Raw genomic sequence first — 12,719 nt, 5'->3', positions numbered from 1 at the left:
AGATGTCAACGGTCCAGCCGGTCCTATCGGCTTACCGGCGGCCGCGGGCGCGCCTACGATTTCCGAGAGGGACGAGGGAGAAGGCGATGGTCGGCAGCAGCAGCGGCGAGAAGCAGCCCAAGTACCAACGGATCGCCGACACGCTGAGGGCGGCCATCGACGCCGGCGAGTACCGGGCGGGCGACCGGCTGCCCGGCGAGAACGACCTCATGGACGTCTACGGCGTGGCCAGGATGACCGCCCGTCAGGCACTCGGCGTGCTGCAGAGCGAGGGCATCGCCGAGGCCCGCCGCGGTGCGGGCGTCTTCGTCCGGGACTTCCGGCCGCTGCGCCGGCGCGGGATCCAGCGGCTCGCCCAGGGCCAGTGGGGCTCGGGCCGGTCGATATGGTCGGCCGACATCGACAACCGCACCCTGGTCGTCGACCAGGTGTCGGTCACCGAGCAGGGCGCGCCCGAGCACGTGGCCAGGGTGCTCGGCGTCGACCCGGGCGAGCCGATGTGCGTGCGGCACCGGCGCTTCGTCCTGGACGGCAAGCCGGTGCTGCTGTCGACCTCCTACCTGCCGGCCGGACTCGTGGCCGGTACCGCCATCACCCGTGAGGACACCGGCCCGGGCGGCACCTACGCGCGGCTGGCCGAGATAGGCGCCAAGCCGGTGCACTTCCGCGAGGAGGTCCGCTCCCGGATGCCGGCCGCGGAGGAGACCGTCCGGCTGGAACTCTCGGCCGGCACCCCGGTGATCCTCATCTGCCGGACCGCCTTCGCCGACGAGGGCCAGGTCGTCGAGCTGAACGAGATGATCCTGGACGCGGCCTCCTACGTCCTGGAGTACGACTTCGACGCCTGACGCCTGACGCCTGACGCCTGACGCCCGAGGTCTGACGCGGTTGCAGCTGCGGACGCGCCACCGCCCCGGACGCGGGCGGCGGCCGGGGCGGCGGGTTGCGAGCGGTGGGCGCTACTCCTTGGAGCGGACCCGCAGGCTGGTGATCAGCGGACCCTCGGTGGTCTCGCGGAAGAAGTCGTTGCCCTTGTCGTCGACCACGACGAAGGCCGGGAAGTCCTCGACCTCGATGCGCCAGACGGCCTCCATGCCCAGCTCGGCGTACTCCAGGACCTCGACCTTCTTGATGCAGTCCTGGGCGAGGCGGGCCGCCGGGCCGCCGATGGAGCCGAGGTAGAAGCCGCCGTGCGCGGCGCAGGCGTCGGTGACCTGCTTGGAGCGGTTGCCCTTGGCGAGCATGACCATGGAGCCCCCGGCGGCCTGGAACTGGTCGACGTAGGAGTCCATCCGGCCGGCCGTGGTGGGGCCGAAGGAGCCGGAGGCGAAGCCCTCGGGGGTCTTGGCCGGGCCGGCGTAGTAGACCGGGTGGTCCTGGAGGTACTTGGGCATGCCCTCGCCGGCGTCCAGGCGCTCCTTGATCTTGGCGTGCGCGATGTCGCGCGCGACGACCAGGGTGCCGGTGAGCGAGAGCCGGGTCTTCACCGGGTACTTGGAGAGCTCGGCGCGGATCGCGGACATCGGCTGGTCGAGGTCGATCCGCACCACGTCGTCGTCGAGGTGCTCGTCGGTGGTGTCCGGCAGGTACTTCGCCGGGTCGGTCTCCAGCTGCTCCAGGAAGACGCCCTCGGCGGTGATCTTGCCCAGGGCCTGGCGGTCGGCGGAGCAGGAGACGGCCATCGCGACGGGCAGCGAGGCGCCGTGGCGGGGCAGGCGGACCACACGCACGTCGTGGCAGAAGTACTTGCCGCCGAACTGGGCGCCGATGCCGATCTTCTGGGTCAGCTCGGTGACCTTGGCCTCCAGCTCCAGGTCCCGGAAGCCGTGGCCGGTCTTCGCGTCGCCGGAGGTCGGCAGCTGGTCCAGGTAGTGCGCGGACGCGTACTTGGCGGTCTTCAGCGCGAACTCGGCGCTGGTGCCGCCGATCACGATGGCCAGGTGGTACGGCGGGCAGGCGGCGGTGCCCAGCGAGCGGATCTTCTGCTCCAGGAACGAGAGCATGCTGGCCTCGTTCAGGATGGCCTTGGTCTCCTGGTACAGGTACGACTTGTTGGCCGAGCCGCCGCCCTTGGCCATGAAGAGGAACTTGTAGGCGTCGCCGTCGGTGGCGTACAGCTCGATCTGGGCCGGCAGGTTGTTGCCGGTGTTCTTCTCGTCCCACATGGTCACCGGGGCCATCTGGGAGTAGCGCAGGTTGAGCTCGGTGTACGCGTCGTAGACGCCGCGGGCGACGGCGGCCTCGTCGCCGCCGGCCGTCAGTACGTTCTGGCCGCGCTTGCCCATGACGATCGCGGTGCCGGTGTCCTGGCACATCGGCAGGATGCCGCCGGCCGAGATGTTGACGTTCTTCAGCAGGTCCAGGGCGACGAAGCGGTCGTTGGGGCTGGCCTCGGGGTCGTCCAGGATGCGGCGCAGCTGGGCGAGGTGGGCCGGGCGCAGGTAGTGCGAGATGTCGTGCATCGCCTCGGCGGTGAGCAGCCGCAGGGCCTCGGGCTCGACCTGGAGGAAGGTCCGGCCGCCGGCCTCGAAGGTGGACACACCCTCGGAGGTGAGCTTGCGGTAGGGGGTCGGGTCAGCGCCCAGGGGGAGAAGGTCGCTGTACTCGAAGTCCGGCGTGGGAGCCATGGGGGCGGTCCTTAGATGTCCAGTGTTGCCAGTGTTCCGGCTGCGTCGGCGAAGCACCCTGGAGGGCGAAAGCACCCTCAAGGGTAGGACGCGCGGGAATCGCGTACGCGGGAAGGTCAGCCTGCGTGACCGGGGTCACCCACCGGTGGGGAAGGGGCTTGCCCGGTTGACTAGGCTGGGCCCGTGGAGAACTCGCCGTCGAAGGACCCGCAGGAGCCGCTGGACCAGCGGATGGACGATCAGGGCCGGGGGGCCGTACCGATGACCAAGCCCGGGGCGACGCCGCCCGCCCGACCCGCGCACGCCCCGGTGGCGGAGGCCGAGATCCGGGCCTCGGACGCCGACCGCGAACGGGTGGCGGAGCTGCTGCGCGACGCCTACGCCGAGGGGCGGTTGGACGTCGAGGAGCACGCCGAGCGGATCGAGGCGGCGTACGCGGCCAAGACCCTGGGCGACCTCGTGCCGCTGACCCGGGACCTTCCGGTGCACCGAGGGATCTCCTTCGAGAAGTCGCCGTTGGGCGATCCGGCGGCGGCCCCGCGTCCGGACGGCCCGGTGCGGCTGCCGGCCCGCAACGAGGCGCCGACCATGCTGGCCGTCTTCGGCGGCTCGTCCCGCAAGGGCCGGTGGCGGGTGGGCTCGAACCTGCGGGCGGTGGCGATCTTCGGCGGGGTCGAGATCGACCTGACGGACGCCGTGTTCGAGTCGCCCGAGGTGGTGATCGACGTGGTGGCGATCTTCGGCGGGGTGGAGATCAAGGTGCCGGAGAACGTCAGCCTGCACGGCGGCGGCGTAGGCATCTTCGGCGGTTTCGACGTCAAGGAGCAGACCGCGGCGGACCCGTACGCGCCGGTGGTGCGGGTCAAGGGCACCGCGGTGTTCGGCGGTTGCGAGGCCAAGCCGCGCCGGGGCAAGAAGCTCAAGGAGTGGGTGCGCAAGCAGCTCGGCGCCGACTGAGCCCGCAGGCCCGGTGGTCGGACGGAACGGTCCGGCGGGCCGCCGCGACAGATTCGGAACGACGGACTCCGCCGCTCGGCGGCAGGTCCGGTGCCCGGTCGGGGACAACTCCCGGCCGGGCACTCGTCGTTGCGTCGGGTGCACGCTGTAGTCGGTTGCGTGCAGTGTGCATGAATCCCGCCGGCGTGGGGTAGTTCCTCTGGCACATCGCTTCTTGTACGGCTGCGTACCGGAGGCGGCCTGAGGCCGGCCCGGGTGTGAACGGGGACCCCGCAGCCGGGCAGGGGAGCGAGCTTCCCCGTGTCCGAGAGCCTCGTCAGGAGTACGGCCGTGCTGCATCCGATCGAGTCCCGCACCACCTCGTCCGCCGTCCCGTCGCCGGCCGCCCCGTCGCCGGTCGCGCGGCCGTCCGCCGCAGCCTCGCCGGTGGTCGCGGCGCAGCTCCTGGAGCGGCCCCCGGCGCAGCCGGCGGGCGAGGACAGTCCGTGGCACACCGCCGCGGCCTGCCGGCGGGACGAGGTGGGCCTGTTCTTCGCGCCGTCCAAGGAGCCGACCGCGGCCCGGCTGTCGCGCGAGGAGCAGGCGAAGCAGGTGTGTGCCCGCTGCCCGGTGCTGCTGGCCTGCCGGGAGCATGCGCTGGCGCAGCCGGAGCCCTACGGGGTCTGGGGCGGGCTGACGGCGGCCGAGCGCCGGGTGGTGCTGGCGCGGCGCCGCCGGCGGGACGTCGAGCTGTGCGAGCCGGTCCGGGTGCCTGGGGCGAGGGGCCGGATCGCGGGGTGATCCGCGGCGCCGGGCCGGGGGCGTCGGCACCCGCCCGGCGGGCCCCGGCACACACCCGGCGGGCGTCCGCACACGCCCGCGGCCTCGGCGAAGGGGGATTTCGCCGAGGCCGCGGGTTCGTCGTGGCTCTGCCGCGGTCCGGGCCGCCGGTGGGCGGCCCGGACGCGGGGTCGTTCAGTTGGCGCGGTCGAAGTCGATCGCGCTGTAGGCCCGCAGCTTGGACAGCCGGTGGGTGGCGTGGACCTCGCGGATGGTGCCGCTCTTGGAGCGCATGACCAGCGAGCTGGTGGTGGCGGTCTCCTGGCGGTAGTGCACACCGCGCAGCAGCTCGCCGTCGGTGATGCCGGTGGCGACGAAGAACACGTTCTCGCCGCTGACCAGGTCGTCGGTGCTGAGCACCCGGTCGAGGTCGTGCCCGGCGTCGATGGCCTTCTGCCGCTCGGCGTCGTCCTTGGGCCAGAGCCGGCCCTGGATCACGCCGCCCATGCACTTCATCGCGCAGGCGGCGATGATGCCCTCGGGGGTGCCGCCGATGCCCATGAGCAGGTCGACGCCGGTGCCCTCGCGGGCGGCCATGATGGCGCCGGCGACATCGCCGTCGGAGATGTACTTGATCCGGGCGCCGGCCTCGCGGATGTCCCGGATCAGGCCCTCGTGGCGCGGGCGGTCCAGGACGACGACGGTGACGTCCTCGACGGCGATGCCCTTGGCCTTGGCGACCCGGCGGATGTTGACGGCCGGCGGGGCGGTGATGTCGACGAAGTCGGCGGCCTCCGGCCCGGTGACCAGCTTGTCCATGTAGAACACGGCGCTCGGGTCGAACATGGTGCCGCGGTCGGCGACGGCCAGGACGGCGACCGCGTTGTTCATGCCCTTGGCCGTGAGGGTGGTGCCGTCGACGGGGTCCACCGCGACATCGCACTCGGCGCCGGTGCCGTCGCCGACCCGTTCGCCGTTGTAGAGCATCGGAGCTTCGTCCTTCTCCCCCTCGCCGATGACGACGACGCCGTTCATCGAGACGGTGGAGACGAGGGTGCGCATGGCGCGGACTGCGGCGCCGTCGGCGCCGTTCTTGTCGCCACGGCCGACCCAGCGGCCGGCGGCGAGCGCCGCGGCCTCGGTGACCCGGACGAGTTCGAGCGCGAGGTTCCGGTCAGGAGCCTCGGGCGCGACCTCGAGGGAGCTGGGGAGATGGTGCGGGTACTGCGTGGTCATCGTCGTTACCTCTCTGTACGCGACGGCCAGTGAGCGCCCGACTACTGCCTGGTCGAACGCCGTGGTGAGGGTGTTGCGATCGTATCTGCCCACGACATGACTGTCTGTGGCGCGGGTCCCTCCACGGCCCGACGGGGGCGGCTTTTGCTCTCGGCGCCCCGACGTGGCACCCCGACGCGGCACCCCGGGTGCGGGCGACCGCGTCAGCATGAGTCACCATGTGGGGGTGGCTGGAGAGAGCAAGGGCATGAGGGGCCGGCAGACCGTACGGGACATGGTCCTGTCGATGCTGGCCGTCGGCGTCGTGGTCTGGGTCGGGTACCTGTTCCTGCCGCACGACGCGGACGGCGACGGGGTGCGCCCGGTCGACTACAGGGTGGCCGCGGCCACCGCCAAGCGCGCCGCGCCGTACCCGCTGCTCGTCCCGGACGGCCTGTCCGCGAAGTGGCGGGCCACCTCGGTGACGTACAACGCGGCGGCGACCAACAACGGCAAGGGCAACGCCTGGCACCTGGGCTTCGTCACCCCCTCGGGCCAGTACGCGGCCGTGGAGCAGAGCGACATCGCGCGTGACGACGTGCTCAAGGCGACGGTGGCCGGCGGCAAGCCGGACGGCACCGAGGACATCGCCGGGCAGACCTGGGAGCGGGTGCAGGGACCGAAGGCGCGGGCGATCACGGTGCAGACCGGCGGCGCCACCACCGTGCTGACCGGCACCGCCTCCTACGAGGAACTGGCGGAGCTGGCGCGGGCGCTGAAGTAGTCCGGTTCCCGCCCCCGGAGCGGAGATCTCCGCTCCGGCGGCGGCCGGCCGGCAGGGACGCGGAAGGGCCCCGCACGCGGTGCGTGCGGGGCCCTCGCGCTGTCCGGGCCCGGGGTCTCGGGGGCGGTCCCGGGTCGGACGGTGGTGGCTCAGACGGTGGTGACGACCTCGTCGTAGGCCAGTCGCGGCGAGCGCGGGTACCAGGCGTTCTCGCCCGGCTTGCCGATGTTCACCACGGCCAGCACCGAGTGCTCGCCGTCGGTGAAGAACTCCTTGTTGATGCCCTCGGCGTCGTAGCCGGTCATCGGGCCGGCGGCCAGGCCGGCGGCGCGCACGCCGATGATGAAGTAGCCGGCCTGCAGGGCGCCGTTCATCGCGGCCGAGGCCTCGCGGACCGGGCGCTCGGTGAAGTAGCTCTTGGCGGCCGGGAAGTGCGGGAAGACGGTCGGCAGCTCCTCGTGGAACTCGTTGTCCACGGCGAGGATCGCGGTCAGCGGGGCGGCGGCGGTCTTGGCCTTGTTGCCCTCGCCGAGGTGCTGGACCAGGCGCTCGCGGCCCTCGGCCGAGCGCACCAGGACGACCCGCAGCGGCTGCTGGTTCATCGCCGTCGGGCCGAACTTGACCAGCTCGTAGATGGCCTGGATCTGCTCGTCGGAGACCGGCTCGTCGGTGAAGGTGTTGGCCGTGCGGGCCTCGCGGAACAGCAGGTCCTGGGCGGCGGTGTCGAGAACCAGGGCGTCGGTGGTCATGTCAGTGCACCTCGGGGGAGGAAGAAGCTGGGGGGTCGTCTTTGTTGCGGTGACCGGCCGCAGCCGGTCAGACGGTCCCAACATGGGTGAACATTCAACTGTTCCCCGGGCTGCACGTGACCTGCGTCACCCCTGCGGCGGAGCGTCCTCCTCGGCGGCCAGCGCGGCGTCCAGCCGGGCCCGCGCACCGTCCAGCCAGCGCTGGCAGACCTTCGCCAGCTGCTCGCCGCGCTCCCACAGGGCCAGCGACTCCTCCAGCGAGGTGCCGCCGTTCTCCAGCTGCCGGACCACCTCCAGCAGCGCGTCCCGCGCGTGCTCGTACCCCAGCGCGTCGTCCGCGGTCGGCGCCTCCACGGCGGCTGCCGCCGTGCTCTGCTCCTCGTCTGCCATGGGAGCCAGCGTAGGGGGCCGGACCGACAGCGTGCCCGGCCCGCCGCTACCGGCCCGCCGTCGCGCCGCCGTCCGCCGTCCCGCCGCCGTCCGCGGTGACGTCGAAGCCGCCGCCCGCCACCCGGGCGTGCAGCCCCTCGCCCGCCACGACCTGCGCCGGATCGGTCACCACCGTGCCGTCCCGCCGCTGCAGCACCGCGTACCCGCGCTCCAGGGTGGCCGCCGGGGAGAGCGCGACCACCCGGGCCAGGGTGTGCCCGAGATCGCTCTGCGCGCGCTCCAGCCGGTGGTTCAGGGTGCGCCGGGACCGCTCCAGCAGCCCGGCCACCTCCTGGCCCCGCCCGTCCAGCATCCGCTGCGGCGCGGCCAGCACCGGCCGGCTGCGCACCCCGTCCAGCCCGTGCTGTTCCCGCTCCACCCGGGCGAGTACGTGCCGCCGCGCCCGGTCCCGCAGCTGCCGGACCTTGGCCAGCTCCTCCCCGACGTCCGGAACCACCCGTTTGGCGGCATCGGTGGGCGTGGAGGCGCGCAGGTCGGCGACGAAGTCCAGCAGCGGCTGGTCCGGCTCGTGGCCGATCGCGCTCACCACCGGCGTCCGCGCGGCCGCGACCAGCCGGACCAGGCCCTCGTCCGAGAACGGCAGCAGGTCCTCGACGCTGCCGCCGCCCCGGGCCACCACGATCACGTCCACCTCGGGGTGCTCGTCCAGCTCCCGGACGGCCTCGCTCACCCGCTCCACCGCGCTGACGCCCTGCACCGGGACATTGCGGATCTCGAAGCGGACGGCGGGCCAGCGCCGCCGGGCGTTCTCCAGGACGTCCCGCTCCGCCGCCGAGTCGCGCCCGGTGACCAGCCCGACGCACTGGGGCAGGAACGGCAGCGGCTTCTTGCGGTCCGCCGCGAACAGGCCCTCGCCGGCCAGCCGCCGCTTCAGCTGCTCCAGCCGGGCCAGCAGCTCGCCCAGACCGACCAGCCGGATCTCCGAGGCCCGCAGCGAGAGCTGGCCGCGCGCCGCGTACCACTCCGGCTTCGCGTGCACGATCACCCGCGAGCCCTCCTGCACCGCGTCCGCGACCTGGTCGAAGACGGAGCGGAAGCAGGTCACGGTCAGCGAGACGTCCGCCTGCGGGTCGCGCAGCGTCAGGAACACCACGCCCGCCCCCGGCCGCCGGCTGAGCTGGGTGATCTGTCCCTCCACCCAGATCGCGCCGAGCCGGTCGATCCAGCCGCCGATCAGCGCGGAGACCTTGCCGACCGGGAGCGGTGCTTCGGGGGAGCTGGGGTTGGCCATGCGTACGAGGTTAGCGACGCCCGCCGACAGCGGAACCGCTCCGGGCGGCCACCACCAGCAGGCCGACCGCCAGCCAGACCAGCCCCACCACCTGCGCGGAACCGGCCGCCTCGGCCACCACCGCGCCGATCACCAGCACGCCCAGCACCGGCACCACCAGGTGCCGGGCCCAGTCGCGCGAGCCGTGCCGCACCACGTACCAGCCCACCACCGAGGCGTGCAGCAGGGTGAAGGCGGTGAGCGCGCCGATGTCCACCACCGAGGTCAGCCGGTCCAGACCGTCGTCCCGGTCCGCCGCCCAGACCGCCGCCACCAGGGTGATCGCCGCCGACACCAGCAGCGCCCGGCGCGGCACCGCCGAGCCGGGGTCGACCGCGCCGAGGAAGCGCGGCAGCCGCCCGTCCCGGCCCATCGCGAAGAGCAGCCGCCCGGCCGCCGCCTGCCCGGCCAGGGCGGCGAAGGCCGCGCCGACCGCCTTGCTCGCCGCGACCAGCACCTGCAGCCAGTGCCCGACCGAGCCCTCCACCGTGTCGTAGAACGCCGACCCCTGCGCCGCCGGGTCCGCCGCCAGCTGCTCAGGGGAGAGCGGCTCCAGCAGCGCCGCCAGCCAGGTCTGCGCCACGAACAGCAGACCGGACACCACCAGGCACCACAGCACCGCCCGCGCCACCGCCGCCGAGGCGCCGACCGCCTCCTCGACGAAGGTGGCGATCGCGTCGAAGCCCAGGTAGGACAGCACCGCCACCGAGACCGCCGAGAGCACGGCGGACGCGGAGAAGCCGCCGACCGCCGTGAACGGAGTCGCCCAGCCGCGCTGCGCGCCGTCCCGCACCAGCACCACCACGGCCGCGACCACGAACACCGCCAGCACCGCGAGCTCCGCCACCAGCACCGCCAGGCCCACCACCGCCGCCGTCCGCACCCCGGCCAGGTTCAGCGCGGTGGTCACCAGCACCGCCAGCGCCGTCCACACCCAGCGCGGCACGTCCGGCACCAGCGAGTGCAGCGCGATCCCGGAGAACAGGTACGCGACCGCCGGGATCAGGAGGTAGTCCAGCAGGGCCATCCACCCGGCCAGGAAGCCCGCCCCCTCACCGAGCCCGGCCCGCGCGTAGGCGTAGACCGAACCGGTCCGCGGCACCGCCCGCACCATCTGCGCGTACGAGACCGCGGTGAAGCCCATCGCCACGGTGGCCACCAGGTAGACCGCCGCGACCGCGCCGTGGCTCTTGGCGTCGAGCACCCCGAACACGCCGACCGGCGCCATCGGGGCGATGAACAGCAGCCCGTAGACCACCAGATCGCGGACGCCGAGGCTGCGCCGCAGCTCACCCCGGGGCCCGCCGTCCTCGGGCCCGTCCGGCCCGGCTCGCTCGCTCATAGCTTCCACATTTGAGCACCCGGGACCGGTTCCGGCCGGAACGCGACTCCCGTCGGCGCGGCTCCCCTCCGCCCGTACGATGGAGCCATGTCCTCCAACACCGCGCAGCGCCGTGTCCTGCTCGCCGCCCCCCGGGGCTACTGCGCGGGCGTCGACCGCGCCGTGATCGCCGTTGAGAAGGCCCTGGAGCAGTACGGGGCGCCCATCTACGTCCGCAAGCAGATCGTCCACAACAAGTACGTGGTGCAGACCCTGGAGAAGAAGGGCGCGATCTTCGTCGACGAGACGGAGGAGGTGCCCGAGGGCTCGATCGTGGTCTTCTCGGCCCACGGCGTCGCGCCGTCGGTGCACGACGAGGCGCGGGCCGGCAAGCTCGCCACCGTCGACGCCACCTGCCCGCTGGTGACCAAGGTGCACAAGGAAGCCGTGCGCTTCGCCGACGAGGGCTACGACATCCTGCTGGTGGGCCACGAGGGCCACGAGGAGGTCATCGGCACCATGGGCGAGGCGCCGGACCGGATCCACCTGGTCGACGGCGCCGAGGACGTCGCCAAGGTGCAGGTCCGCGACGAGTCCAAGGTCGTCTGGCTCTCCCAGACCACCCTGTCGGTGGACGAGACCATGGCCACCGTCGGCGAGCTGAAGCAGCGCTTCCCGCTGCTGGTCAGCCCGCCCAGCGACGACATCTGCTACGCCACCCAGAACCGCCAGGTGGCCGTCAAGCAGATGGCCCCGGAGACGGACCTGCTGATCGTGGTCGGCTCCAAGAACTCCTCCAACTCCGTCCGCCTGGTCGAGGTCGGCCTGGAGTACGGCGCCAAGGCCGCGCACCTGGTGGACTTCGCCGAGGAGATCCACGAGGAGTGGCTGACCGGCGTCACCACGGTCGGCCTGACCAGCGGCGCCTCGGTGCCGGAGATCCTGGTCGAGGGTGTGCTGGAGTGGCTGGCCGCGCGCGGCTACGACGAGGTCTCCACCGTCAAGACCGCCGAGGAGCACCTGATCTTCTCGCTGCCCAAGGAGCTCCGCCGCGACCTGCGCGCCGAGGCCGCGGGCAAGCTGTAACGCGCCGAGTCCGGGGGGAGGGCCCGGTACCCCGACGGGGTGCCGGGCCCTCCGCTGTGCGGGGCCCGGCGGGCTCTCGTAAGTTGTGGACAGCCAGGCACGGTCATGCACAGCCTGTGGACAACGTTCGGGCGGAGGGCGGTCGAGATGACGGCGGTATTCGGTGTGGACATCGGCGGATCGGGCATCAAGGGTGCCCCCGTCGACCTCGCCCGGGGCGTGCTCGCGCAGGAGCGGCACAAGGTCCTCACCCCGCAGCCCTCCGCGCCGGAGGCGGTGGTCGCCGCCGTCCGCGAGGTGGTCCGCCACTTCGACCACCAGGGGCCGGTGGGCCTGACCTTCCCCGGCGTGGTCGTCGACGGGCACACCAGGACCGCCGCCAATGTCGACAAGGGCTGGATCGGCCTGGACGCGGCCGGCCTGTTCCGGGAGGCGCTCGACCTTCCGGCCGTGGTGCTCAACGACGCCGACGCGGCCGGGCTCGCCGAGACCGCCCACGGCGCCGGCCGGGGGCAGGAGGGCGTGGTGCTGGTGCTGACCTTCGGCACCGGCATCGGCAGCGCCCTGCTCGTGGACGGCACGCTGGTGCCCAACATCGAGCTGGGTCACCTGGAGCTGCGCGGCAAGGACGCCGAACGGCGGGCCTCCTCGGCCGCCAAGGAGCGGCACGGGCTGAGCTGGGGGCAGTGGGCCGACCGGGTGGATGAGTACCTGGACCTGGTGGAGATGCTCTTCTCGCCGCAGCTGATCGTGATCGGCGGCGGGGTGAGCCGCAAGCACGAGAAGTTTCTGCCGCTGCTGCGCGAGCGCGGTGCCCGGGTCGTCCCGGCGGAGCTGCGCAACGACGCCGGCATCGTCGGCGCGGCCATGGCGGCCGCCCGGGCCTCGGACTGAGCCAGCCAGCCCACGTGCTGAGGGGAGGGGCCGTTGCCGGCGGCCTCCCCTCAGCGCGCGCGGTGGATCCGGCGCTGGGCCACGAACCGGGCCAGCACGATCGCCGCGGCCAGCCCGGTGCCGGAGAACAGCCAGCCGGCCCGGGTGGCCAGGTTGGTCGCCAGCGCCACCACCTGGGCCGTCACCCCGGAGGAGGTGACCGGGCCGAACAGCAGCAGCGCGGCGGCGAAGGCGATCGGCCCGCTGATCGGCGCGGCCAGCAGGTCGGCGTACCGGACCCGGACCGCCAGCTGGAAGCAGACCAGCAGATAGCCGAGGCCGAACAGCGGCCCCAGCCCGCCGAAGACCAGCCGGTCCAGGCCGGCCACCGTGATCGTCGCCGCCAGCGCGGCCACCCCGGCGCCGACGGCGGTCAGCCGGGTCGGCCGGCCGCTGCGCCGCCGCCCGTACAGCCGCCCCACCACCCGGGCCCGCAGCACCGGCGGGCCGGACACGGGGCGTAGTCGGGAACCGGGCTCGGCGCCCCGCCCCGCGGTCCGTCCGGAGGTCTTGCCGCCCGACCTCCCGGGGGCCTTGGCAGTGGCCTTCCCGGCGGGCCGGACGGCCG

At 73.2% G+C, this 12,719-nt stretch carries 13 protein-coding genes; 6 read left to right on the top strand and 7 right to left on the bottom strand.

All coding sequences use genetic code 11. The annotated features are described in order from the left end of the window. The first annotated feature begins 86 nt into the window (after positions 1–86). Entirely contained in the window at positions 87–848 is a 762-nt protein-coding gene (locus VR45_RS17825; protein WP_045940767.1) for a GntR family transcriptional regulator, read from the top strand. A gap of 111 nt (positions 849–959) precedes the next feature. Here VR45_RS17825 and VR45_RS17820 read toward each other — a convergent pair whose 3' ends face one another. After that, complete coding sequence (locus VR45_RS17820; RefSeq protein ID WP_045940766.1) at positions 960–2,627, bottom strand: fumarate hydratase; 1,668 nt, start codon at positions 2,625–2,627, stop codon at positions 960–962. A 261-nt stretch (positions 2,628–2,888) separates the two neighbouring features. Here VR45_RS17820 and VR45_RS17815 point away from each other — a divergent pair, with 261 nt between their 5' ends. Further along, positions 2,889–3,584, top strand: a complete 696-nt coding sequence (locus VR45_RS17815; RefSeq protein ID WP_107084206.1) for a DUF1707 domain-containing protein — start codon at positions 2,889–2,891, stop codon at positions 3,582–3,584. A gap of 426 nt (positions 3,585–4,010) precedes the next feature. Continuing rightward, complete coding sequence (locus tag VR45_RS17810; protein WP_079008706.1) at positions 4,011–4,364, top strand: WhiB family transcriptional regulator; 354 nt, start codon at positions 4,011–4,013, stop codon at positions 4,362–4,364. A 174-nt stretch (positions 4,365–4,538) separates the two neighbouring features. Here VR45_RS17810 and glpX read toward each other — a convergent pair whose 3' ends face one another. Next, the gene (gene glpX, locus VR45_RS17805; protein WP_030397094.1) at positions 4,539–5,579 is read right to left on the bottom strand and encodes a class II fructose-bisphosphatase; all 1,041 of its coding nucleotides are present in this window, start codon (positions 5,577–5,579) and stop codon (positions 4,539–4,541) included. Between the two features lie 226 nt (positions 5,580–5,805). On the opposite strand from glpX, the gene VR45_RS17800 reads away from it, so the two are divergent. Next, the gene (locus VR45_RS17800; protein ID WP_234326021.1) at positions 5,806–6,342 is read left to right on the top strand and encodes a DUF4245 domain-containing protein; all 537 of its coding nucleotides are present in this window, start codon (positions 5,806–5,808) and stop codon (positions 6,340–6,342) included. A gap of 149 nt (positions 6,343–6,491) precedes the next feature. On the opposite strand, the gene VR45_RS17795 is transcribed toward VR45_RS17800, so the two are convergent. The 4 genes from VR45_RS17795 to VR45_RS17780 all read right to left on the bottom strand — a co-directional run bounded on the left by VR45_RS17795 (position 6,492) and on the right by VR45_RS17780 (position 10,153). Further along, a complete protein-coding gene (locus VR45_RS17795) occupies positions 6,492–7,091 on the bottom strand; it encodes a malonic semialdehyde reductase (RefSeq protein WP_045940764.1) in 600 nt (199 codons plus the stop codon). Positions 7,092–7,217: 126 nt separating this feature from the next. Next, positions 7,218–7,481 (bottom strand): exodeoxyribonuclease VII small subunit, encoded by a 264-nt coding sequence (locus VR45_RS17790; protein WP_078896619.1) that lies wholly within the window; start codon positions 7,479–7,481, stop codon positions 7,218–7,220. Positions 7,482–7,527: 46 nt separating this feature from the next. Continuing rightward, a complete protein-coding gene (xseA, locus tag VR45_RS17785) occupies positions 7,528–8,772 on the bottom strand; it encodes an exodeoxyribonuclease VII large subunit (RefSeq protein ID WP_045940762.1) in 1,245 nt (414 codons plus the stop codon). Positions 8,773–8,782: 10 nt separating this feature from the next. Then, a complete protein-coding gene (locus VR45_RS17780) occupies positions 8,783–10,153 on the bottom strand; it encodes an APC family permease (protein WP_045940761.1) in 1,371 nt (456 codons plus the stop codon). Positions 10,154–10,240: 87 nt separating this feature from the next. Between VR45_RS17780 and VR45_RS17775 the strand changes: the two genes are divergently transcribed. Both VR45_RS17775 and ppgK read left to right on the top strand, forming a co-directional pair. After that, a complete protein-coding gene (locus tag VR45_RS17775) occupies positions 10,241–11,218 on the top strand; it encodes a 4-hydroxy-3-methylbut-2-enyl diphosphate reductase (RefSeq protein ID WP_045940760.1) in 978 nt (325 codons plus the stop codon). Between the two features lie 147 nt (positions 11,219–11,365). Next, positions 11,366–12,112 (top strand): polyphosphate--glucose phosphotransferase, encoded by a 747-nt coding sequence (ppgK, locus tag VR45_RS17770; protein ID WP_045940759.1) that lies wholly within the window; start codon positions 11,366–11,368, stop codon positions 12,110–12,112. A gap of 50 nt (positions 12,113–12,162) precedes the next feature. On the opposite strand, the gene VR45_RS17765 is transcribed toward ppgK, so the two are convergent. Beyond that, positions 12,163–12,719 (bottom strand): DUF6542 domain-containing protein (locus tag VR45_RS17765; protein WP_234326020.1); only part of this gene is annotated, 557 nt, incomplete at its 5' end.

The organism is Streptomyces sp. NRRL S-495 (genome assembly GCF_000966955.1).
Taxonomy (GTDB): Bacteria; Actinomycetota; Actinomycetes; order Streptomycetales; family Streptomycetaceae; genus Kitasatospora; species Kitasatospora purpeofusca.
The sequence above is the reverse complement of the archived record's forward strand: the minus strand, read 5'-3'. Positions and strand labels throughout refer to the sequence as shown.

What these genes read in the sequence shown, in the direction of transcription:
- VR45_RS17790 (WP_078896619.1), bottom strand. Translation starts at nt 7,481, where the DNA reads ATGGCAGACGAGGAGCAGAGCACGGCGGCAGCCGCCGTGGAGGCGCCG.
- VR45_RS17795 (WP_045940764.1), bottom strand. Translation starts at nt 7,091, where the DNA reads ATGACCACCGACGCCCTGGTTCTCGACACCGCCGCCCAGGACCTGCTG.
- VR45_RS17825 (WP_045940767.1), top strand. Translation starts at nt 87, where the DNA reads ATGGTCGGCAGCAGCAGCGGCGAGAAGCAGCCCAAGTACCAACGGATC.
- VR45_RS17820 (WP_045940766.1), bottom strand. Translation starts at nt 2,627, where the DNA reads ATGGCTCCCACGCCGGACTTCGAGTACAGCGACCTTCTCCCCCTGGGC.
- VR45_RS17815 (WP_107084206.1), top strand. Translation starts at nt 2,889, where the DNA reads ATGACCAAGCCCGGGGCGACGCCGCCCGCCCGACCCGCGCACGCCCCG.
- xseA (WP_045940762.1), bottom strand. Translation starts at nt 8,772, where the DNA reads ATGGCCAACCCCAGCTCCCCCGAAGCACCGCTCCCGGTCGGCAAGGTC.
- ppgK (WP_045940759.1), top strand. Translation starts at nt 11,366, where the DNA reads ATGACGGCGGTATTCGGTGTGGACATCGGCGGATCGGGCATCAAGGGT.
- VR45_RS17775 (WP_045940760.1), top strand. Translation starts at nt 10,241, where the DNA reads ATGTCCTCCAACACCGCGCAGCGCCGTGTCCTGCTCGCCGCCCCCCGG.
- glpX (WP_030397094.1), bottom strand. Translation starts at nt 5,579, where the DNA reads ATGACCACGCAGTACCCGCACCATCTCCCCAGCTCCCTCGAGGTCGCG.
- VR45_RS17780 (WP_045940761.1), bottom strand. Translation starts at nt 10,153, where the DNA reads ATGAGCGAGCGAGCCGGGCCGGACGGGCCCGAGGACGGCGGGCCCCGG.